The 22,159-nt window shown below is 70.7% G+C and carries 19 protein-coding genes; 10 read left to right on the forward strand and 9 right to left on the reverse strand.

Going from position 1 to position 22,159, the window contains the following annotated elements; genetic code table 11:
- Positions 1-77 precede the first annotated feature (77 nt).
- The gene (locus E6R60_RS23980) at positions 78-566 is read left to right on the forward strand and encodes a GNAT family N-acetyltransferase (RefSeq protein ID WP_136328701.1); all 489 of its coding nucleotides are present in this window, start codon (positions 78-80) and stop codon (positions 564-566) included.
- Between the two features lie 13 nt (positions 567-579).
- Here E6R60_RS23980 and trxA read toward each other — a convergent pair whose 3' ends face one another.
- Positions 580-924: a thioredoxin gene (gene trxA, locus E6R60_RS23985; RefSeq protein WP_136328702.1), complete on the reverse strand. Its 345-nt coding sequence runs from the start codon at positions 922-924 to the stop codon at positions 580-582.
- Positions 921-1,337: a MerR family transcriptional regulator gene (locus tag E6R60_RS23990; protein WP_136328703.1), complete on the reverse strand. Its 417-nt coding sequence runs from the start codon at positions 1,335-1,337 to the stop codon at positions 921-923. Before E6R60_RS23990 ends, trxA begins: the two co-directional genes overlap by 4 nt.
- A 164-nt stretch (positions 1,338-1,501) precedes the next feature.
- Here E6R60_RS23990 and E6R60_RS23995 point away from each other — a divergent pair, with 164 nt between their 5' ends.
- A complete protein-coding gene (locus E6R60_RS23995) occupies positions 1,502-2,974 on the forward strand; it encodes a glycoside hydrolase family 16 protein (protein ID WP_136328704.1) in 1,473 nt (490 codons plus the stop codon).
- A 69-nt stretch (positions 2,975-3,043) separates the two neighbouring features.
- Here the strand turns inward: E6R60_RS23995 and E6R60_RS24000 are convergent, their stop codons facing one another.
- Complete coding sequence (locus E6R60_RS24000; RefSeq protein WP_136328705.1) at positions 3,044-4,411, reverse strand: cation:dicarboxylase symporter family transporter; 1,368 nt, start codon at positions 4,409-4,411, stop codon at positions 3,044-3,046.
- A gap of 164 nt (positions 4,412-4,575) precedes the next feature.
- Between E6R60_RS24000 and E6R60_RS24005 the strand changes: the two genes are divergently transcribed.
- From E6R60_RS24005 to E6R60_RS24015, 3 genes are all read left to right on the forward strand, one after another.
- Complete coding sequence (locus tag E6R60_RS24005) at positions 4,576-6,249, forward strand: ATP-binding protein (RefSeq protein ID WP_136328706.1); 1,674 nt, start codon at positions 4,576-4,578, stop codon at positions 6,247-6,249.
- A gap of 5 nt (positions 6,250-6,254) precedes the next feature.
- Entirely contained in the window at positions 6,255-6,929 is a 675-nt protein-coding gene (locus tag E6R60_RS24010; RefSeq protein ID WP_136328824.1) for a response regulator, read from the forward strand.
- A gap of 175 nt (positions 6,930-7,104) precedes the next feature.
- Positions 7,105-7,728 carry a helix-turn-helix transcriptional regulator gene (locus E6R60_RS24015; RefSeq protein WP_136328825.1) on the forward strand — a complete coding sequence of 208 codons (624 nt, stop codon included), beginning with the start codon at positions 7,105-7,107 and terminating at the stop codon, positions 7,726-7,728.
- Between the two features lie 63 nt (positions 7,729-7,791).
- Here E6R60_RS24015 and E6R60_RS24020 read toward each other — a convergent pair whose 3' ends face one another.
- Complete coding sequence (locus tag E6R60_RS24020) at positions 7,792-8,817, reverse strand: ATP-dependent 6-phosphofructokinase (protein ID WP_136328707.1); 1,026 nt, start codon at positions 8,815-8,817, stop codon at positions 7,792-7,794.
- Positions 8,818-9,101: 284 nt separating this feature from the next.
- Between E6R60_RS24020 and pta the strand changes: the two genes are divergently transcribed.
- The 4 genes from pta to E6R60_RS24045 all read left to right on the forward strand — a co-directional run bounded on the left by pta (position 9,102) and on the right by E6R60_RS24045 (position 14,949).
- On the forward strand, positions 9,102-11,183 hold the full coding sequence (pta, locus tag E6R60_RS24025) for a phosphate acetyltransferase (protein WP_136328708.1): 2,082 nt from the start codon (positions 9,102-9,104) through the stop codon (positions 11,181-11,183).
- Positions 11,180-12,415 (forward strand): acetate kinase, encoded by a 1,236-nt coding sequence (locus E6R60_RS24030; RefSeq protein ID WP_136328709.1) that lies wholly within the window; start codon positions 11,180-11,182, stop codon positions 12,413-12,415. The genes pta and E6R60_RS24030 overlap by 4 nt, the downstream gene beginning before the upstream one ends.
- A gap of 74 nt (positions 12,416-12,489) precedes the next feature.
- Positions 12,490-13,920 (forward strand): pyruvate kinase, encoded by a 1,431-nt coding sequence (gene pyk / locus E6R60_RS24035; protein WP_136328710.1) that lies wholly within the window; start codon positions 12,490-12,492, stop codon positions 13,918-13,920.
- A 393-nt stretch (positions 13,921-14,313) separates the two neighbouring features.
- Positions 14,314-14,949, forward strand: a complete 636-nt coding sequence (locus E6R60_RS24045; protein WP_136328711.1) for a hypothetical protein — start codon at positions 14,314-14,316, stop codon at positions 14,947-14,949.
- A 123-nt stretch (positions 14,950-15,072) separates the two neighbouring features.
- On the opposite strand, the gene E6R60_RS24050 is transcribed toward E6R60_RS24045, so the two are convergent.
- From E6R60_RS24050 to E6R60_RS24070, 4 genes are all read right to left on the reverse strand, one after another.
- Positions 15,073-16,392 (reverse strand): hypothetical protein, encoded by a 1,320-nt coding sequence (locus E6R60_RS24050; RefSeq protein WP_136328712.1) that lies wholly within the window; start codon positions 16,390-16,392, stop codon positions 15,073-15,075.
- On the reverse strand, positions 16,382-17,002 hold the full coding sequence (locus E6R60_RS24055; RefSeq protein WP_136328713.1) for a DUF6114 domain-containing protein: 621 nt from the start codon (positions 17,000-17,002) through the stop codon (positions 16,382-16,384). The genes E6R60_RS24050 and E6R60_RS24055 overlap by 11 nt, the downstream gene beginning before the upstream one ends.
- Before the next feature lie 98 nt (positions 17,003-17,100).
- Positions 17,101-17,733, reverse strand: a complete 633-nt coding sequence (locus E6R60_RS24060; RefSeq protein ID WP_136328714.1) for a DUF6230 family protein — start codon at positions 17,731-17,733, stop codon at positions 17,101-17,103.
- Between the two features lie 598 nt (positions 17,734-18,331).
- Positions 18,332-19,309: a tetratricopeptide repeat protein gene (locus tag E6R60_RS24070; RefSeq protein WP_206309499.1), complete on the reverse strand. Its 978-nt coding sequence runs from the start codon at positions 19,307-19,309 to the stop codon at positions 18,332-18,334.
- Positions 19,310-19,790: 481 nt separating this feature from the next.
- On the opposite strand from E6R60_RS24070, the gene E6R60_RS24075 reads away from it, so the two are divergent.
- Complete coding sequence (locus E6R60_RS24075; RefSeq protein WP_136328715.1) at positions 19,791-20,420, forward strand: TetR/AcrR family transcriptional regulator; 630 nt, start codon at positions 19,791-19,793, stop codon at positions 20,418-20,420.
- Between the two features lie 26 nt (positions 20,421-20,446).
- On the opposite strand, the gene E6R60_RS24080 is transcribed toward E6R60_RS24075, so the two are convergent.
- Positions 20,447-22,147 (reverse strand): methylmalonyl-CoA mutase family protein, encoded by a 1,701-nt coding sequence (locus tag E6R60_RS24080; RefSeq protein ID WP_136328716.1) that lies wholly within the window; start codon positions 22,145-22,147, stop codon positions 20,447-20,449.
- Between the last annotated feature and the right edge of the window lie 12 nt (positions 22,148-22,159).

Genomic DNA, 22,159 nt, shown 5'->3' on the forward strand with positions numbered 1-22,159 from the left:
CGCCGGCCCCGCGGCGGTGAAAGGGCTTTGCGCTCCCCGCGACCGCCGTGGATGCTGGTGTGCCGGAGGTGGGGAAGATGACCGATGTCGTGCTGAGGCTCTCGGCCCGCGATCTGGTGCACGCGGATCTGGCCTCGTGCGGATGGGCGGGGTCCGCCCACCACCTGGCCAACGTGGCGCGGCAGTTGGAGCGCGTCCGAGCCGGTGAGGTCGACTACCTCGCGGTCTGCCCGCCGACCGGCATCCCCGTGGCGAAGGGCGGCGTCGACTACCGGGCCAAGGAGAACGCCGGCACTCTGTGGCAGCTGGCGGTCCACCCCGCGTTGCAGTCGTGCGGGATCGGGACGTTCCTCGTCCGGGCCGCGGAGGAGCGGATCAGGAACCGCGGGCTGCGCCACGCCGAACTGGCCGTGGAGGAGAGCAACCCGCGGGCCCGTGCGCTGTACGAACGACTGGGTTACACGGCGTACGACCGGCAGCCGGACTCGTGGGACGAACAGCGCCCCGACGGGTCGGTGCGCCGGTACGAGACGGTGTGCGCGTTGATGCGGAAGGAACTCTCCTAGACCGCGGGCTCTCTCAGACCGACGCCGGGAGCACGTCCTCCAGTTCCTGGAGCAGCCGGCGCTTGGGGCGGGCGCCGACCATCGACTTCACGGGTGCGCCGTCCCGGAAGACCATCAGGGTCGGCATCGACAGCACCGCGTAGCGGCCGGCGGTCTCCGGGTTGTGGTCCACGTCGATCTGCACCACCTTGAGCCGGCCGGTCTCCTCCTGGGCGATCGCGCTGAGCACCGGGGCCAGCTGGCGGCAGGGGCCGCACCAGTCGGCGGTGAATTCGACCAGGACCGGCAGCCCGGCTGCCAGCACCTCCGCGTCGAACGTCGTGTCGGTGACCTCGGCGACACCTTCTGCGTGGATCATCTCTCGTCCTCCCAGTTCAGTTCACATCGTGGTTCGGGGCCGCCCGGAAGCTCGGCGGACGCGTCGATCTCGGCCCGGGCCAGCTGGGCGCCCACCTCCGCGCGCACCGACTGCAGCCGGCCGATGAGGTCGTCCAGCTCGCCGAGCTTGCGCCGGTAGACGGCCAGCGAGGCCGGGCAGGAGTCGCCCGCCGGATGGCCGGCGCGCAGACAGTCGACGAAGGGGCGGGTCTCCTCCAGGTCGAACCCGAAGTCCTGGAGGGTCCGGATCTGCCGGATCAGCCGCAGGTCACCCTCGTCGTAGGTGCGGTAGCCGTTCTCCGCGCGGCGTGCCGGCAGCAGGCCTCGTGACTCGTAGTACCGCAGCGTCCGTGTCGTCGTCCCGGCGCGTTCGGCCAGTTCCCCGATTCGCATGCCACGACGGTAATCCTTGACGTCGGCGTCAAGGCAAGGGCGGTGGGGAACCTTCGGGAAGTAAAGCGGCCGAAGTCATTGACGCCCGGTCCGGGTGCAACTAAATAACTCTGAGAGCGCTCTCAACGGCAACCTTCCCGGCACCGTCCCCACCGGAGGTTCTTTTGCGTACGAGCCGCACCACCCCCCACAGACGCACCACCGTCCTCGCCGCCCTCACCGCGCTGGCCCTCTCCCTCGCCGGCGCGCTCACCGTCGCCGGCTCCGGGCCCGCCCGCGGCGACGTGCCGCCCGCCACCGGCTGGAACCTTCAGTGGAGTGACGACTTCAACGGCGCGAACGGCAGCCTGCCGTCCTCCGCGAACTGGCAGATCGACACCGGTCACGGCTACCCCGGCGGTCCTGGCAACTGGGGCACGGGAGAGATCCAGAACTACACCGCCAGCCCCGACAACGTCAGCCTCGACGGCAGCGGCAACCTCCGCATCACCCCGCTCCGCGACGGCGCGGGCAACTGGACCTCGGGCCGCGTCGAGACCAGGCGGGCGGACTTCAAGGCACCGGCCGGCGGCACCCTGCGCATCGAGGGCCGCGTACAGATGCCGAACGTCCCCGGCAACGCGGCGCTCGGCTACTGGCCGGCCTTCTGGGCGCTCGGCTCCCCGTACCGGGGCAACTACTGGAACTGGCCGGGCATCGGCGAATTCGACATCATGGAGAACGTCAACGGGATCAACTCCGTCTGGGGCGTGCTGCACTGCGGGGTCAACCCCGGCGGCCCCTGCAACGAGACCACCGGCCTCGGCAACAGCCGCACCTGCCCGGGGGCGAGCTGCCAGTCCGCGTTCCACACGTACCGCTTCGAGTGGGACCGCGCCGTCACCCCCAACGCCCTGCGCTGGTACGTCGACGACCAGCTCTTCCACAGCGTCACCCAGAACCAGCTGGACGCCACGACGTGGGCGAACATGACGGACCACGCCGGGTACTTCCTCCTGCTGAACCTCGCGATCGGCGGAGCCTTCCCGAACGCGCTCGGCGGCTCCACCCCGACCGCCGAGACCGTGCCGGGCCGGCCCATGCTGGTGGACTACGTGGGCGTCTGGACCAAGGGCGGCGGAGGCGGCACCCAGCCGCCGACCGACCCGCCCACGGATCCGCCGACCGGCTCCTCCACCCTCGCCCTGCGCAGCGCCGGCGGCCTCGGCGCCGCCCAGTCCACCGCCTCGTCGGTGACGGTCGCCTCGGCCGGGGGCGCCAACTACGACGGCACCCCGCACAGTCCGCAGACCTTCACCGCGACCGGCATCACCCGGGCGTACGACGGCGGCTCCACCCAGTTCGACGTCTTCGCCGACTCGGGCACCACCATCGCGAACGGCCAGCAGGTGCGGGTGAGTTACGACCGGACGGGCGACGGGACCTGGGACCGCACGGAGACGTACCACTACTTCGCCACCGATCCGGTCAACGGGTACGAGCACTACACCCAGGCCAAGGGACTCATGTCGTCCACCGGGAGCCACGGCAACCTGGTCAACGGCAAGGTGAAGGTCGAGATCTGGAACGCGATCGGCAACGGCACCAGCACGGTGGGCGTCGGCAACCAGTCCGTCGTCCACATCCCGTACGGCTGAGGCAGGGGCCGCCCGGGCGCACGGGTGCGGCCGGTACGGGAGCCCCGTGCCGGCCGCACCCGCGCCGCGTCAGACCTTCGCGAGCGAGGGCTGCTCGTCGCCGCCGTTCCTGGCCTCGGGGACGTGCGGCTCGTCACGGCCCTCGTCCGTGAGCATCGTCTCGTCGAACGGCAGTGACCCGGACAGGACCTGGTCCACCCGCTCCCTGTCGATCTCCTTGGTCCAGGTGCCGACGAGCACCGTGGCCACCGCGTTGCCCGCGAAGTTCGTGAGGGCGCGGGCCTCGCTCATGAAGCGGTCGATGCCGACGATCAGGCCGACGCCGTCCACCAGCTCGGGGCGGTGCGACTGGAGACCTCCGGCGAGGGTGGCGAGGCCGGCGCCGGTGACGCCCGCCGCGCCCTTGGAGGCGATCACCATGAAGACCAGCAGGGAGATCTGCTCGCCGATGCTCAGCGGGTCACCCGTCGCGTTGGCGATGAAGAGGGAGGCCATCGTGAGGTAGATCGCGGTGCCGTCGAGGTTGAACGAGTAGCCGGTCGGCACGGTGATGCCGACGACGGGCTTGCTGACGCCCATGTGTTCCATCTTCGCGATCAGCCGCGGCAGGGCCGACTCGGAGGAGGAGGAGGTGGACAGGATGAGCAGGAACTCCCGGCCCAGGTACTTCAGCAGCGCGAAGATGTTGACCCCCGCCACCAGGCGCAGGATCGTGCCCAGGATCAGGAACACGAAGAGCGCGCAGGTGATGTAGAAGCCGATCATGATGACCGCGAGGGATTTCAGCGCGTCCACGCCGGTCTCGCCGACCACGGCCGCCATCGCGCCGAACGCGCCGACCGGGGCCATCCACATGATCATGGCGAGGATGCGGAAGACGAGCCGCTGGATGTGGCCGATGCCGCGCAGCACCGGCTCGCCGGCCGAGCCCAGCGCCTGGAGCGCGAACCCCGCGAGCAGGGCGATGAGCAGGGTCTGCAGGACCTCGCCCTCGGTGAAGGCCGACACCATGGTGGTGGGGATGATGCCGAGCAGGAAGTCCGCGGTGGACTCACTGGCCCCCGAAGCCTGCTTCTCACCCGCGGCGCGGGCCGCCTCGGTGAGGTGGAGGCTGGAGCCGGGCTCCAGGAGGTTGCCGACGACCAGGCCGATGGCCAGGGCCACGGTCGACATCACCAGGAAGTAGCCGAGGGCCAGACCGCCGACGGCTCCGACCTTGGCGGCCTTGCGCACGGAGCCGACGCCCAGCACGATCGTGCAGAAGATGATGGGCGAGATCATCATCTTGATGAGGTTGACGAAGCCGGTTCCGATCGGCTTGAGCTCGACGGCGGCATCCGGGGCCACGAGGCCCACCAGGATTCCGAGGCCCACCGCCGCGATCACGGCGAGATACAGATATTTCGTACGGTCCCGCTTGGCGGCGGCCACTGGCACGGGGGTCTCCTCGGCTCGTCCTTGTCCCTCCCCCGTCCCTGGGGGCCCCGGCGACTATTCCGTCCTCTGTGACGGGGAGCACGCTTACGTGCATTTCGTTCACAAGAGGGGCCGCCCCCCGGTGCCCGGCCCCTCCGGATCTCCGCCCGGGGCAGACTGGGGGAATGCGTCTCCCGCTCCCCCGTACCCGCCCGCGCAGCCTCGCGGGCCAGCTCTTCGCCATGCAGGTGGTGCTGGTCGCGGCCGTCGTGGCGGGGTGCGCCTTCTTCGCGTACGTCTCCGGCAGCGGCCAGGCCAAGGAGACGGCGACGCGGCAGGTGCGGACGGCCGCGCTGGCGATAGCGGGTTCGCCGTCGGTGCGGGAGGCGATCCGCACCCCGGACCCGTCGGCGGTGCTCCAGCCGTACGCGGAACGGGTCCGCAAGGACACCGGGATCGCCTTCGTCACCATCATGGATCCGCACGGGGTCCGCTGGACGCACCCGCACGCCGAGCGGATCGGCGAGAGCTTCCTCGGGCACACCGCGCGCGCCCTGCGCGGTGAGACCTTCTCCGAGACGTACACCGGCACGCTCGGCCCGTCGATCCGGGTCGTCACCCCGGTGCGGGACGGCGGCCGGATCGTGGGCCTCGTCAGTGCGGGCATCACGGTCGAACGCGTCTCCTCGCAGGTGCGGGCCCAGCTCGGCGCCCTGGGACTCGCGGCGGGCGCGGCACTGGCGCTCGGCGGCCTCGGCACGTACGTGATCAACGCCCGGCTGCGCCGGCACACCCACGGGATGAACGCCGCCGAGCTGAGCCGGCTGCACGACTACCACGAGGCCACGCTGCACGCGGTGCGCGAGGGGCTGCTGATGCTCGACGGACAGCGCAGGATCGCCCTGATCAACGACGCGGGCCGCGAACTGCTGGGCCTGGCGCCCGGCACGGTCGGCCGCCGGGTCGCCGACCTCGACCTGCCCGCGCCGCTGACCGGGGCCCTGCTCGCCTCCGAGGAGCGGGTCGACGAGGTGCACCTGACGGCGGACCGGGTGATCGTGGTCAACACCCGCCCCGTGGTGGGCGGGGAGCGGCGCGGCACCGTCGTCACGCTGCGGGACCACACGGAACTCCAGGCGCTGTCCGGTGAGCTGGACTCGGAACGCGGGTTCACCCAGGCGCTGCGCTCGCAGGCGCACGAGGCGGCGAACCGGCTGCACACGGTGGTCTCGCTGATCGAGCTGGGCCGGCAGGAGGAGGCGGTCGGCTTCGCGACGGCGGAGCTTGAGCTGGCCCAGGCGCTCACCGACCGGGTCGTCGGCGCGGTCGGTGAACCGGTGCTGGCGGCTCTGCTGCTCGGCAAGGCGGCGCAGGCGAACGAACGCGGGGTGGAGCTGGTGCTGGCCGAGGACAGCCTGATCGACGACGGGGCGCTGCCGGCGACACTGCCGCAGCGCGACCTGGTGACCATTCTCGGCAACCTGGTCGACAACGCGGTGGAGGCGGCGTCGGAAGCGGTGACGGGCACGCCCGCCGACGGCGTCCCCGTCCAGCGCACGGGGCCCCGGCCGGCCCGGGCCCGGGTCACGGTCACCGCGCTCGCCGGCGACGGGGAGCTCCTGCTGCGCGTGGCCGACAACGGGGCGGGCGTCGGACCGGCCGAGGCCGATGAGGTCTTCCGCCGCGGCTGGTCGACGCACGGCGCGGGCCGGGGCCTCGGCCTGGCCCTCGTACGGCAGGCCGCGCACCGCAACGGCGGGTCCGTGTCGCTGGAGCGGGGCCCGGAGGGCGGCGCGGAGTTCACCGTACGGCTCCCCCTGCCGCAGGGCAGCGGTGCGCGGAAGGAGGCGGCCCTGTGACCTCCGTGATCCGGGTGCTGGTCGTCGAGGACGACCCCGTGGCCGCCGACGCCCATCAGCTGTACGTGAACCGCGTCCCGGGCTTCTCCGTGGCGGCGGTCGCGCACACCCGGGCGGAGGCGGTGCGGGCGCTGGACCGCGTCCCGGTCGATCTGCTGCTCCTGGACCTGTATCTGCCCGACGGGCACGGGCTGCAGCTCCTGCGTGCCCTGCGCGCGGCCGGGCACGCCGCCGATGTGATCGCGGTGACCTCGGCCCGCGACCTGGCCGTGGTCCGCGAGGGGGTCTCGCTCGGCGTCGTCCAGTACGTGCTGAAGCCCTTCACCTTCGCCACGTTGCGCGACCGGCTCGTGCGCTACGCCGAGTTCCGCGCCACGGCCGGTGAGGCGAGCGGCCAGGACGAGGTGGACCGGGCCCTGGCCACCCTCCGCTCCCCGCAGCCGGCCCGGCTGCCCAAGGGCCTCAGCGGCCCGACGCTGGAGGCGGTGACCCGGGTGCTGCGCGCGGCCCCGGACGGCGTGACGGCGGCGGCGGCCGGTCTGGAGCTCGGCATCTCCCGGATCACCGCGCGCCGCTACCTGGAACACCTGGTGACCGCCGGGCGGGCGGTGCGCAGTCCACAGTACGGACAGATCGGACGCCCGGAACTGCACTACAGATGGCTGCCGGAAGGGCGCTGACCAGGCACGCAGCACCCCGGGAGGAGTCCCCGGGGCCGCCTGGATGTTCCTACGAGCCGTGTTCCGGTGTGAACCCACCGTAGTCAGACCGCCTCCGACCTCCTACGGTGGGCCCGTGCACCCCACTCCGCCTTTCAACGCCCCCGCCGCGCGAAGACTTCGCGAGGCCCTGGGTATGGCTCCCGGTCATGTCGCATATGGCCTCGGCGCCCAGTACGGCCTCCGCGTCACCGCTGAGACGGTCGCGTCCTGGGAGCGCGGACTCGCCTGGCCGACCGACTACGAACTCACCGCGCTGGCAGGGGTGTTGTGGTGCGCCCCCGGCGAACTCCTCACCGCCGCGCGTACGCTGCGCGAGCACCGGGTCGCCCGGGAGGTGACCCCGGAGGAGCTGGCGGGACGGCTCGGGATGTCCGCGTCCGCGTATCTGCGGATGGAGGAGTCGGGCAGGTGGCGGGGCAATGAACGCCAGTCCGCCGCACTCAGCGAGGCGCTGGGCCTCAGCGCCGCCGCGTTCGTGACGGTCTCCGGACGGGACGAGGAACTGGCGGAACTGCTGCGCAGCGCGGTGACGACCCGCTGGCAGGGATACGTCAAGCCGGTGTCGAAGCTCGCACCGGTGGACCGGTCGGTGGTCCAGGAGATGCTCGACCGGCTGCACGCCGACTACCAGGCGCTCATGGTGTCCACGCTCAGCTGGAGCAGCACGGGCGCGGAGCGGTCGGGCGCGAGCGGGGACGCCGGCCGGGCGTTCCTCGCGGGGATCGTGGACCGGTTCTGGGAGACGGCGGACGCGTAGGTCGCACCGCGCCCGCCGGTACCGGCTCGCAACACCCGCGCCGGCACCGGCTCGGACACCGGCTCAGAAGACCGATTCGGCCTCGTGCATCCGGGCCAGGGGCACGGTCTTGAGCTGGGTGGTCGCGTGGGCCAGCGGCACCATCTCGATGTCGTTGCCCCGCAGCGCCGTCATGTTCCCGAAGTCGCCCCGGTGCGCCGCCTCCACCGCGTGCCAGCCGAAGCGGGTGGCGAGCACCCTGTCGTACGCGGTCGGCGTGCCGCCGCGCTGGACGTGACCGAGGATGACCGGGCGGGCCTCCTTGCCGAGCCTGGTCTCCAGCTCGACGGCGAGGCGGTTGCCGATGCCCTGGAAGCGCTCGTGGCCGTACTGGTCGATCTCGCCCTTGGCGTACGGCATGGAGCCCTCGGCCGGGTGCGCACCCTCGGCGACGCAGATGACCGCGAACTTCTTGCCGCGCGCGAAGCGCTCCTCGACCATCTTGACCAGGTCTTCGACCTCGAACTTCCGCTCGGGCAGGCAGATGCCGTGCGCGCCGCCGGCCATCCCGGACTCCAGCGCGATCCATCCCGCGTGGCGGCCCATCACCTCGACGACCATGACCCGCTGGTGCGATTCGGCGGTGGTCTTCAGACGGTCTATGGCCTCGGTCGCGACGCCCACGGCGGTGTCGAAGCCGAAGGTGCGGTCGGTGGCGGAGATGTCGTTGTCGATGGTCTTCGGGACGCCGACGACGGGCATACCGGCGTCCGACAGCATCCGGGCGGCCGTGAGGGTGCCCTCGCCGCCGATCGGGATCAGTGCGTCCATGCCGTAACGGCGGCTCAGCTCGGCGCAGTTCTCCGCGGCTTCGCGCAGCCGGGCGCGCTCCAGACGGGCGGAGCCGAGGATGGTGCCGCCGCGGGCGAGGATGCCGCTCACCGCGTTCAGGTCCAGGGGGCGGAAGTGGCCGTCGAGGAGGCCCTTGAAACCGTCCTCGAACCCGATGACCTCATCGCCGTGACCCACCACGGCACGGTGCACGACCGAGCGGATCACTGCGTTCAGGCCTGGGCAGTCGCCGCCTGCGGTGAGAACTCCGATGCGCATCGTGCTGTATCTCCTGCTCGCTGGGGCCCGTCGTGTGCCGTGCGGGCCGGGGGCAACGGCATCATCCCCCGTACCGTGAGTCACGACGATTGTCCCACGCCAGGCGCGCACCTCGCGCTTCCGGCTGCTCCGGGGGCGCGCGGGACGGCCGACGCGGCGTTGCGGCGGCCTCGGCCAGGGCATTCGTCCGGCGGGCGGCCCCTTGGTCCCCGCAGGTATCGTCAAACAGGCGATACGACTCGAACCGGACAACGTACCGGACAAGAGATGACGGGAGAGCACGCGTGACGCGCAGCGTGTACGTGACCGGGATCGACCGGGGAGACGGCCGCCAGGTCGTCGATCTGGGAGTCATGGAACTCCTGACGCGCCAGGTGGACCGGGTCGGGGTCTTCCGGCCCCTGGTCCACGACGACCCCGACCGGCTCTTCGAACTGCTGCGGGCGCGCTACCGCCTCTCGCAGGACCCGGGGACCGTCTACGGGCTCGACTACCACGAGGCCTCCGCGATACAGGCCGAACAGGGTACGGACGAGCTGGTCTCGCGGCTCGTCGAACGCTTCCACCGGGTGGCGGCCGCCTACGAGGTGGTGCTCGTCCTCGGCACCGATTTCGCCGCCACGCAGCTCCCCGACGAGCTGGCCCTGAACGCCCGCCTCGCCAACGAGTTCGGCGCCTCGGTGATCGCGGTGGTCGGCGGCCAGAAGCAGGACGCGGAGTCCGTGCGGGCCGAGACCCGCAACGCGTACCGCGCGTACGCCGGTCTGGGCTGCGACGTGCTGGCGATGATCGTGAACCGGGTGGCGTCCGCCGACCGCGAGGTCATCGCGGAGCGGCTCTCGGCCACCCTGCCGGTGCCCTGCTCGGTGCTGCCCGACGACCCGGCCCTGTCGGCGCCGACGGTCGCGCAGATCACCGCGGCGCTGGACGGCACGGTGCTGCTGGGCGACGACTCGGGCCTGGCCAGGGACGCGCTGGACTTCGTGTTCGGCGGCGCGATGCTGCCGAACCTGCTGAAGGCGCTGACCCCGGGGTGCCTCGTGGTGACGCCCGGGGACCGGGCCGACCTGGTGGTCGGGTCCCTGGCCGCGCACAGTGCCGGGACGCCGCCCATCGCGGGGCTGCTGCTGACGCTCGACGAGCGGCCGGGCGAGGAGATACTCAAGCTGGCCGCGCGCCTCGCTCCGGGCACCCCGGTCGTCTCGGTGGCCGGCGGCTCCTTCCCGACGGCCGGGGAGCTGTTCGCTCTGGAGGGCAAGCTGAACGCGGCGACGCCGCGCAAGGCCGAGACCGCCCTGGGGCTCTTCGAGCGACATGTCGACACAGCCGCGCTCCTGGACCGGATCTCGGTCGCCCGCAGCGGCCGGGTCACGCCGATGATGTTCGAGCACGAGCTGCTGGAGCAGGCACGCGCGGACCGGCGCCGGGTGGTGCTGCCGGAGGGCGGCGAGGAAAGGGTGCTGCGCGCCGCCGACGTGCTGCTGCGCCGCGACGTCTGCGAGCTCACGCTCCTCGGCGATCCCGACGCCATCCGCAAGAAGGCGGCCGACCTCGGCATCGACCTGGCCGGCACCCAGCTCATCGACCCGCAGACCTCCGAACTGCGCCAGGCGTTCGCCGAGCGGTACGCGCAGCTGCGCGCCCACCGCGGGGTGACGGTCGAGCTCGCGTACGACGTCGTCTCGGACGTGAACTACTTCGGCACCCTGATGGTCCAGGAGGGGCTCGCGGACGGCATGGTCTCCGGGGCCGTGCACTCCACGGCGGCGACGATCCGCCCCGCGTTCGAGATCATCAAGACGAAGCCGGATGCCTCGATCGTCTCGTCCGTGTTCTTCATGTGCCTCGCCGACAAGGTCCTGGTGTACGGCGACTGCGCGGTCAACCCCGACCCCGACGCGGAGCAGCTCGCGGACATCGCCGTCCAGTCCGCGGTCACCGCCGCCCGCTTCGGCGTGGAGCCCCGGATCGCGATGCTCTCCTACTCGACCGGGACCTCCGGCACGGGCGCCGACGTCGACAAGGTCCGCGAGGCGACGGACCGGGTGCGCGCGAGCCGCCCGGACCTGATGATCGAGGGCCCGATCCAGTACGACGCCGCGGTGGAGCCGAGCGTGGCGGCCACGAAACTGCCCGGCTCCGAGGTGGCGGGCCAGGCGACGGTCCTGATCTTCCCGGACCTGAACACCGGCAACAACACCTACAAGGCCGTGCAGCGCTCGGCGGGGGCCGTGGCCGTCGGCCCCGTCCTCCAGGGGCTGCGCAAGCCCGTCAACGACCTGTCCAGGGGCGCGCTCGTCCAGGACATCGTCAATACCGTGGCCATCACGGCGATCCAGGCACAGGGCGAGGAGCGACCCGCATGACCACCGAGAAGACCGAAGGCACCACCCCCGGAGCGACCCGGGTGCTCGTCCTCAACTCCGGCTCCTCCTCCGTGAAGTACCAGCTCCTCGACATGCGCGACCGCAGCCGCCTCGCGTCGGGCCTGGTGGAGCGCATCGGCGAGGAGACCTCCCGCCTCGTCCACACCCCGCTGGCCGGCGGCGGCGAGAGCCGGGAGCGCCACGGCCGGATCCCCGACCACGAAGCGGCACTCAAGGCCGCCGCCGAGGAGCTCGCGGCCGACGGGCTCGGCCTGGACTCCCCCGAGCTCGCCGCGATCGGCCACCGGGTGGTGCACGGCGGGCTGCGGTTCACCGAGCCGACCGTGATCACCGACGAGGTACTGAAGGAGATCGAGCGCCTGGTCCCGGTCGCGCCGCTGCACAACCCGGCGAACATCACCGGCATCCGCACGGCCCGGGCGCTGCGCCCCGACCTGCCGCAGGTGGCGGTCTTCGACACGGCGTTCCACACGACGATGCCGGAGTACGCGGCGCGCTACGCGATCGACGTGGAGACGGCCGACGCCCACCGGATCCGCCGTTACGGATTCCACGGCACCTCACACGCGTACGTCTCCCGCAAGGCGGCCGAGCTGCTGGAGAAGGCCCCCGAGGACGTCAACGTCATCGTGCTGCACCTGGGGAACGGCGCCTCGGCCTCGGCGGTGGCCGGCGGCCGGTGCGTGGAGACCTCGATGGGACTGACCCCCTTGGAGGGGCTGGTCATGGGTACGCGTTCCGGAGACATCGATCCGGCGGTCACCTTCCACCTCAAGCGGGTGGCGGGTATGTCGGCCGACGAGATCGATGAACTTCTCAACAAGAAGAGCGGTCTGGTCGGCCTCTGCGGCGACAACGACATGCGGGAGATCAGGCGCCGGGTCGACGAGGGCGACGAGCGGGCAGCGCTCGCCTTCGACATCTACGTCCACCGGCTGAAGAAGTACATCGGCGCGTATTCGGCCGTCCTCGGCCGGGTGGACGCCGTGGTCTTCACGGCGGGGGTCGGTGAGAACTCGGCTCCCGTGCGCCAGGCCGCCATCGCGGGCCTGGAGGAGCTGGGGCTCGTGGTGGACGCGGATCTCAACGCCGTACGATCCGGCGAACCCCGTCTGATCTCGCCGAATTACGCCCGCGTCGCCGTCGCCGTGGTGCCGACGGACGAAGAGCTGGAGATCGCCGGCCAGACCTTCGCACTGGTCGACAACTGAGCACCCCCGCGCCCCTTTGTATCTTCCACCAGACGGAATATTCCGCAGCGAAACAAACCGATAGGATCCGCCTCATGCGCCGTTCCAAAATCGTCTGCACCCTCGGTCCCGCCGTCGACTCCCATGAGCAGCTCGTCGCTCTGATCGAGGCCGGCATGAGCGTGGCCCGATTCAACTTCAGTCACGGTTCCCACGCGGAGCACCAGGGTCGTTACGACCGGGTCCGCAAGGCCGCCGCCGAGACCGGGCGGGCGGTCGGCGTGCTCGCCGACCTCCAGGGCCCGAAGATCCGCCTCGCGAAGTTCGCCGAGGGGCCGGTCGAACTGGTCCGCGGGGACGAGTTCGTCATCACCTCCGAGGACGTCCCCGGGGACAAGTCGATCTGCGGTACGACCTACAAGGGCCTGCCCGGCGACGTCGCCAAGGGCGACCCGATCCTGATCAACGACGGCAACGTCGAGCTGAAGGTCGTCTCCGTGGACGGCCCCCGCGTCCACACCATCGTCATCGAGGGCGGGGTGATCTCCGACCACAAGGGGATCAACCTCCCGGGTGCGGCGGTCAACGTCCCGGCCCTGTCCGAGAAGGACATCGACGACCTGCGCTTCGCCCTGGCGATGGGCTGCGACCTGGTCGCGCTCTCCTTCGTGCGCGACGCGAGCGACGTCAAGGACGTCCACAAGATCATGGACGAGGAGGGCCGCCGGGTCCCCGTCATCGCCAAGGTCGAGAAGCCGCAGGCCGTCGAGAACATGGAGGGCGTCGTCGCGGCGTTCGACGGCGTGATGGTCGCCCGTGGCGACCTCGCCGTCGAATACCCGCTGGAGAAGGTCCCGATGGTGCAGAAGCGCCTGGTGGAGCTCTGCCGGCGCAACGCGAAGCCGGTGATCGTGGCGACCCAGATGATGGAGTCGATGATCACCAACTCGCGGCCGACCCGCGCCGAGGCGTCCGACGTCGCCAACGCGATCCTGGACGGCGCGGACGCGGTCATGCTCTCCGCCGAGTCCTCGGTGGGCGCGTACCCGATCGAGACGGTCAAGACGATGTCGAAGATCGTCGTCGCCGCCGAGGAGGAGCTGCTCTCCAAGGGCCTCCAGCCCCTGGTCCCGGGCAAGAAGCCCCGCACCCAGGGCGGTTCGGTCGCCCGGGCCGCCGCCGAGATCGCGGACTTCCTGAACGGCAAGGCCCTGGTCGCCTTCACCAAGTCCGGCGACACCGCCCGCCGCCTCTCCCGCTACCGCGCCGCCCAGCCCATCCTGGCCTTCACCACCGACGAGGCGACCCGCAACCAGCTGGCCCTCAGCTGGGGCGTCGAGGCCTACGTGGTCCCGCACGTGGACAACACGGACGCGATGGTGGACCTGGTCGACGGGGAACTGCGGAAGCTGAACCGTTACAGCAACGGCGACACGATGGTCATCACGGCCGGCTCGCCTCCCGGCATCCCCGGCACCACCAACATGGTGCGCGTGCACCAGGTGGGCGGCCAGACCCGCGACTGACCGCCCAGCGGTCCCCTACGCGAGACGAGGGCGGCGCCCCGGTTCAGATCGAACCGGGGCGCCGCCCTCGGGCGTTGGATGGGTCCGGACGGGTCGAGCCCTGGGGTTCTCGCTCCAAGGGACGACTCCGGTCGGACTTCAGCGATCAGGAGAACATGACCCGGGAGGTGTTGTAGCCATGCCCGATCTCTCACCAAGTGCCGGTGGCGTCGCGCGCGACGATGTCCGTCTCGCCGTCGCCCGTGCGGTCGCCCTTGCCTGAGATCTGGGTGTACTGACCCAGCCGTTGCTTACGAAGCCGTGACTGCTGGCGCACCCGCCGGCCGTCGTCCAGACCCAGGTGTCGTCCGAGATGGACGTCTGCACGGTGTGCCCGGGGTAGGGAGAGGACCGATGGATCGTTCTACGGAGTTCACTTTCGGCATCCCGTGGGTCACGAGCTTCTTCCATCAGGACTGGAAGCTGGACGCGTCCACGGAAGCGAAAGCCGTGGCCGGTGAGTTCGTGGAGGAGCTGGATCCGGAAGCGGTGCTGTTGGTGCGCCGTGACGCCCGGCTCCTCCACGAGGGGCTCCCCGCCGGGCAGATCACCGTCCTGTGGGAGGGGTGTGTGGAGGGCGGGGAGTACTTCTTCCACTGCGGTCGCCTCACGGACGGTGCCGAGTGGATGCGACAGGTGATCGAGGTGTGCGACGCATGGCTCGCCCGCCGTCGGGACACTGTGACGCTCTCCGAGGCGGACCGCTACGAGGGGCGGGAGCTGACCGGTCAGGTCCGGTCCGCCATTGAGCTGTTCGACGGCTGGCTCCGCCGGGAGATGATCGAGGCGCTCACCGAGTGCGTCGGGCGCTGCACCCCTGATCTCGCCTTCCGGTTGCTTCTGCGAGCTCTGCCCAGGAGGAGCGCCGCGCTATCCCCGCATTACCTGTACCTGTCGAAGGAGCAGTACGCGCGGCTCGCCTCGCTAGGGCAGGAGTTCCGGTACGGGGAGTACGTCGTGAGTGACGTCAAGTACCTCGTGGACGCGTAGCCCTGCCTTCGATGGAGCCGGCCGCCACGTCCGGTGCCACCGGGAAACACGGCTGTGGGCCGCGCCTCCTGAAGAGGCGCGGCCCACAGCCGTTGTGCGGCTCCCGAACGGGTTCAGGGTGGGTCAGCCGTCGTGCGTGAAGTAGTTCTGCAGACCCGGCACCGTCAGCGTCCCGCCGAACTGGCCCGCCTGCTTCAGCTTCACGTTGGTGAAGAACGCGAACGGCACGTTCAGCGGCGGGGGCGTCTGAGGGCTGAAGGTGATCGGGATGAGGCCGAAGAGGTTGCCCTTCAGCTCGTCCGTGTACATCGTCACCTCACCGTCGCGGATGGTGGAGGTGGAGCCCTTGCGCGCCTTCACGTGGCCCGTCACGCCCGGCTGCGGGCCGACGGTCAGCTGGTGGAGGTCCTTGATGTCGATGGAGGAGGCGGTGAACTTCAGCACCTTCTTCGTGCTGCCGTCGCCCTTCTCCACCTCGACGATGCCCTTGTAGTCGAGCCCGACCAGGGTGAGCAGCGAGCTCTCCAGGACCCACGGGTCGTTCGGGAGGCGGGGGATGCCCGGCTCCAGCTTGGCGTTGGCCAGGGCCTCCGGGTCGGCGGTCGGGCACGGGAAGGGCTGCTTGGCCCCGTCCGCTATGTCCTCGTCCGCCTTCGGGTCGAGCCCCTTGACGTCCTCGTCGAGCTCCTCGACCGGCTTGCCGGCCTTGTCCGCAGCTTCGCGGATGGCGTCGGTGGTCTTGTCGACCGTGTCCTTCGCCGCGTCCGTGACCTTCTCGACGGGCTTGTCGGCCGCCTTCTCCGTGGGCTCCTCGGTGGCGGACTTCGAGGGCTCCGGAGTCGCCGTGGTGGCGCTGGGGGACGGGCTCGCCGTCTCCTGGTCCGGTCCGTCGAAGAGGTCCTTGAGCGCGTCGCCCACTCCCAGCGGGTCGAGCGGGTTCGTCGACTCCGTGGCGGTGGGACTCGGGCTGGCCGTCGCGGCAGGGGCGTCGGCGCTCTTCCGGTCCGTGTCAGCCGTGTCCGACGTGTCGGCCGTCGCTTCGTCCGTGGCGCTCGCCGACGCCGACGGGGTGGCGGTGGGCTTCGGAGTTGCCTCATCGCTCGCGTCCGGCGCGGGCTTGCTGCTCTCGGAGGCCGACGGGGAGGGCGTCTTCGACGCCGAGGGCGACGGGTCCGCCGACTCGCTCGGCTCGTCGGAACGGGTCACACAGGGGCCGGGCGCGAAGGGGATGTCGGTGGCGTCGTCGGCCATCGCGAGCCTGGGGGTGAGCCCCATCCCGACGAAGACGGCCGTCGGCATCGCGGCGAGCGCGAACGCCTTCTTGCCGGCGGGCATGTGCAGCTTCGTCAGCAGCGACTTCTTGGGGGCCGCGTGGCGCGGGCCCCGCTGCTCCTGGAGGCCACCCTCGCCCAGGGCGTTCACCTGCCTGTCGTCACCCCGCACGATGCCTCCCGCCGTCGGCTTCGACTGTCGTGTCGTACTGCGCCGGCTGCTGCTGCTCCGGGACTCCCATCCCGTGGAACGCGCCCTCGGGCTGGGCAGGGGCCTGCTGGTCGTTCCCGTACGAGAAGGCGTCCGGCGCTTCCGCACCGAGGAGTTCCGGCTCCTCCTCCTCACCCAGGAGGCGCTGCTCGGGATCGGCTTCGCCCGCGTTCGGGTCGCCCGGGACCCAGGACACGGAGAGCGCGCCACCGATCAGGGCGAAGAGGAAGCCGATGAGGAAGCCGCCGATGTTGGCGACGGGTATGGAGATCAGCGCCAGCAGAATCGAGGCGACACCGGCGAAGACCCGGACGATGCTGTGGAACCACATCGTCAGGCCCAGCGTGATGAGCAGGACCCCGATGATGAGCGATCCGGCGCCCGCGGTGGTGGACATGGCCAGCGTCATGTTGCCGAGGTGCATGTTCGCGTACGGGAAGTACGCGATGGGTACACCACCCAGCATGGTGAACAGGCCCGCCCAGAACGGCCGGTTACCCCGCCAGGTGCGGAACGCCCGCCGCGAGACGCTGAGTTGGTGCTCGTTCTGCCCTTGGGATTCGGGGCTCATGGAAAACAGCTCCCTGGAACCGGTACTGCTGTGAGAAAGAGAAGGGTGGGTGGCCGGGGATCCGCCGCGAGGCGTGCCCCGGCCACCCGGGCGAGTGCTTAGTAGCACTCCTTGACGCCCTTGTGCAGCTTCAGCGACAGGTCGGGAAGCTTGAACGTTCCTGCCGTGGTGGCCCATGCCTGCTGGCGAACCTTCGACAGCTTGGCGACCTCGGCGCGCTGCGAGAACCCGTACGGGTTGGCCTGCGTGCCGGGCTGGATGCCCGGGTTCTTCAGCGAACCGGCGGCCACACCGATGTCGATGTTCGTGAACTCGGCGTCCGCGTCGAGCTGCGAGACGTCGAGGTACAGGTCCTTGGCGTAGACCTTGTCCTTGCCCGTGCCGGCGTTGAGCTGCAGCGTGATGCTGCCGAGCCCGAACGGCAGGTCGGGCGTGACGACCGACTGGCACATGTTGGTGATGGTGGCCTCGCTGAACCCGGACACGGCGACCGGAGCGGCCATGTCCTTGCCCTTGAGGTCCTTGCCCGTCGCCACACTGCCGTACTGGACGAAGTCCTGGCCGACCAGCTCATCCGCGCTGACCTTGAACTCCTGGCCGGACACGCTGAACGACGCGGCGAGCGCGCCCTGTGCCAGACCGACACCCACCGCGGCGGTGGCTATGACGCTCGGCACCATGACGACAGCGAAACGCTTCCATCTCGTGCCACCGCGAACCTGGGAACTCATACTTTTCCTCCTTCTCGGACGTACATCTCCGGCCTGGCATCCTGCCCGACCTGGGAGGGGAGAAGTGCTACGTCCTCGGAAAGGAGAGCGCCTGCGGAAGGGGCCTGAACCATGCCCGAATCACCGGCGATCACCCCCGAGCGACAACCACTGGCCACGCGTTCGCGCAACCTGTTTCGGACAGGCCCTGCGGTCAGCAGGAACCCCCCTGTCCGGAATCGGCGCCACTGCCGCCGATCCACTCGGTGGGGACCCAACAGTGCCGCCGCACCGACTGGCAGCCGGACTGGCGTTATTGGACCGAGCGTGGCCGATCGTGGTCCATTCGCGGCCGTGGCACAAGGGGGTTCGTTACTCGCTAGTAACGGCCCGATAACCGACCCACGACCGCGCGACACCGGGCGGCCACACAGGGTTGCCCCGAGTGGGCAGACGAAAGCCACCATTGGTGAGCGAAGCCGGACAGATCCCAAAGATCGATTTACTGGGAGTAACAGGCCGTCGTTTTATCAAGATTTGGTAAAGCGGAGGGCTCTCTTATCGCCGGAACGCGAAAACGGCCGTGACCCCCACCCGGGGCCACGGCCGTGTTGTCAGATCAGAACAAGACGCGCGCGAGCGCGGTGCGCGCGGCGCCGACGCGCGGGTCGTCGGGGCCGATCACCTCGAAGAGCTCCAGCAGACGGACCCTCACCCGGTCCCGGTCGTCGCCGAAATTGCGGCGGACCGTCTCGACGAGACGCCCGAACGCGTCCTCGACATGACCGCCGACCAGATCGAGATCGGCCGCGGCGATCTGCGCGTCCGCGTCCCCCGGATTCTCCGCGGCTTCCTTGCGGACCTGCTGCGGGTCCATCTTCTGGACCCGGCCGAGCAGTTCCGCCTGCGCCAGGCCGAGCTTCGCCTCGCTGTTGGCCGGGTCGTCGGAGAGGACGTTCTTGTACGCCTGGACGGCCCCGGCGAAGTCATTGGCGTCCAGCGCCTGCGCGGCCGCCTCCAGCAGCGAGTCGTACGGCCCCGCGGGGGCCTCGGGGGCCTGCGCGGCCGCGTCCGCGCCCGCCGCGCCCTGGTCGACCGCGATGCCGGTGAGCCCGAACCGCTCCTCACCGACCTGGATCAGCTGGTCCAGGGTCTCGCGGATCTGGGCCTCCGGGGCCGCGCCCTGGAAGAGGGGCAGCGCCTGTCCCGCGACGACGGCGAAGACGGCCGGGATGCCCTGGATCCCGAACTGCTGCATCAGCATCTGGTTGGCGTCGACATCGACCTTGGCCAGCAGGAAGCGGCCGTTGTACTCACGGGCCAGGCGCTCCAGGAGCGGACCCAGCTGCTTGCACGGCTCGCACCACTCGGCCCAGAAGTCGATGACGACCGGGACTTCGGCGGAGCGCTGGAGGACGTCGCTCTCGAAGCCCGCCTCATCGACGTCGATCACGAGGGAGGAGGGGGACACGGCTGCGGGGCCGCCCTGCCGGGCGGACTCGGCGCGCGCCTGCTCCGCCTTCGCCTTGGCCTCACCGGCCGCCTTCACCGCGGCGAGGTCGACGACGCCGCTCATGGACATGTTCCTAGGCTGCATACGTACATCCTCCCCCCTCGGCACGCTGTTCCGGAAAGCGATGGGCGAACCGCACCCGTCCGCAGTCCTCGCCGGCATGCGAGGTGGGCGGACAGACACGGCCCAGGGGCCCCTGAAAGACCCGGTTCGGCGCCCGGTCCCCACCCGGCGCCTGTGGTTGTAGCTCGTTCGCAGCGCCACGACGGCAGGGCCATCGTTCTTACGCTACGACCCGTAGCGTAACTGGCCACCGCCCTCGGTGCACAAGAGTGTTCGGTGATCTGTCTCACGGGGAGCAGGGTCGGCTGAAACCAGTGCCTCGACCGGCAATGTCTGCCCATGGAGGAGCGTCGTCCAGTGCGTGCGATCGCAAGGCGGCCGAGAGTCCTCGTAGCGGAGCTACTGGGGCTTTCGGCCAACGCGGCGAGCGTGCGTGCTGGACGGCGCGACGGGGCAAAGCTTGCCGGTCGCGGCGCTGGCTACCGGCGGGTATGGTCGCGGGATGCTGAGCCGCAGCCACCCCAAACCCTCACGAACGGGACGTCCCCGCAGCGCCGCCGCCGACGAGGCGATCCTCGAAGCCACCAGAGCCTCGCTGGTCGACCTCGGCTGGTCGAAGCTGACGATGGGCGATGTGGCGACGCGTGCGGGGGTCGCGAAGACGACCCTGTACCGGCGGTGGGCGGGCAAGAACGAACTGGTCGTGGACGCCGTGGCGGTGCTCTTCGACGAGCTGGAACTCCCGGACCTGGGCAGCCTGTCCGCCGACGTGCAGGCGATGGTCCTGCAGTTCGCCGCACTGCTGGAACGGCCGGAGACCCAGACCGCGCTGATGGCGGTGGTCGCGGAGTCCACCCGTGACGAGGCGTTGCGCACCCGGATCCGCGACTCGATCGTGAACCGGCAGAAGCGCCTCGTCCTCCAGGGGCGGCAGCGTGCGCAGGAGCGCGGGGAGCTGCCCGTCGAGCCGGACGAGGCCACGGCGGCGCTGACCGCGGACCTGGTCTTCGACGTGATCGCCGGCGCGGTGGTGCACCGGGCACTGGTCAGCGCCGAGCCCGTCGACGCGGAATGGGCCCGGCGCTTCACACTGCTGCTGCTGGCAGGGCTGGGCGCGGCCGCCACGGGGTAGCGGCCGGCCGCGGTCCTGCGGGGCCGTCAGAAGCCCGGCGGCTCCGTGTACGTGCCCCACTCCTCACGGAGCACCCCGCAGATCTCGCCCAGCGTCGCCTCCGCGCGGACCGCGTCGAGCATCGGCGCGATCATGTTGGAGCCGTCGCGGGCGGCGGCCAGCATCGCGTCCAGCGCCGCGGTCACCCGGGCGTCGTCGCGGCCCTCCTTGCGGCCGGCCAGCTCGCGGACCTGCTCGCGCTCGACCTCGTGACTGACCCGCAGGATCTCCAGGTCGCCGGTGACCGAGCCGTGCGCCACGTTGACGCCGACGACCCGCTTGTCGCCCTTCTCCAGCGACTGCTGGTACCGGAAGGCGGACTCGGCGATCTCGCCGGTGAACCAGCCGTCCTCGATGCCGCGCAGGATGCCCGACGTCATCGGCCCGATCGGGTGCTGTCCGTCCGGGTGGGCGCGGGTGCCCCGCTCCTTGATCTGGTCGAAGATCTTCTCGGCTTCCGCCTCGATCCGGTCGGTGAGCTGTTCCACGTACCAGGAACCGCCCAGCGGATCGGCCACGTTGGCGACGCCGGTCTCCTCCATCAGCACCTGCTGGGTGCGCAGCGCGATCTCGGCGGCCTGCTCGGAGGGGAGCGCGAGGGTCTCGTCGAGGGCGTTGGTGTGCAGGGAGTTGGTGCCGCCGAGGACCGCGGACAGCGCCTCGACGGCGGTCCGTACGACGTTGTTGTACGGCTGCTGCGCGGTCAGCGAGACACCGGCGGTCTGGGTGTGGAAGCGGAGCCACTGCGCCTTGTCGGTCTTCGCTCCGTACGTCTCCTTCATCCAGCGGGCCCAGATCCGGCGGGCCGCGCGGAACTTGGCGATCTCCTCGAAGAAGTCGAGGTGCGCGTCGAAGAAGAAGGAGAGGCCGGGGGCGAAGGTGTCGACGTCGAGGCCGCGGGAGAGGCCGAGCTCCACGTAGCCGAAGCCGTCGGCGAGGGTGTACGCGAGCTCCTGCGCGGCCGTGGCTCCGGCCTCGCGGATGTGGTAGCCGGAGACGGAGAGCGGCTTGTAGGCGGGGATGTCGCGGGCGCAGTGCTCCATCAGGTCGCCGATGAGGCGCAGGTGGGGCTCGGGCTGGAAGAGCCACTCCTTCTGTGCGATGTACTCCTTGAAGATGTCCGTCTGCAGCGTGCCGTTGAGCACGGCCGGGTCGACGCCCTGGCGCTCGGCGGCGACCAGGTACATGCAGAAGACGGGCACGGCGGGACCGCTGATCGTCATCGAGGTGGTGACGTCGCCGAGCGGGATGTCCTGGAACAGGACCTCCATGTCGGCGGCGGAGTCGATGGCCACACCGCAGTGGCCGACCTCGCCGAGTGCGCGGGGGTCGTCGGAGTCCCGGCCCATCAGCGTCGGCATGTCGAAGGCGACGCTCAGCCCGCCGCCGCCCGCGGCGAGGATCATCTTGTAGCGCTCATTGGTCTGCTCGGCGTTGCCGAAGCCGGCGAACTGGCGGATGGTCCAGGTGCGGCCGCGGTAGCCGGTCGGGTGCAGGCCCCGGGTGAAGGGGTACTCGCCGGGCCAGCCGATCCGCTCGAAGCCCTCGTACGCGTCCCCGGGGCGGGGGCCGTAGACGGGGTCGACCGGGTCCCCGGAGAGCGTGGTGAAGTCCGCGTCACGCTTGCGGGCCTTGTCGTAACGGGCCTGCCAGCGGCGGCGGCCTTCCTCGATCGCGTCAGCGTCCATGCCACCAATTTA

This window comes from Streptomyces sp. A0642, from assembly GCF_004795105.1.
In the GTDB taxonomy this organism is placed as follows: Bacteria; Actinomycetota; Actinomycetes; order Streptomycetales; family Streptomycetaceae; genus Streptomyces.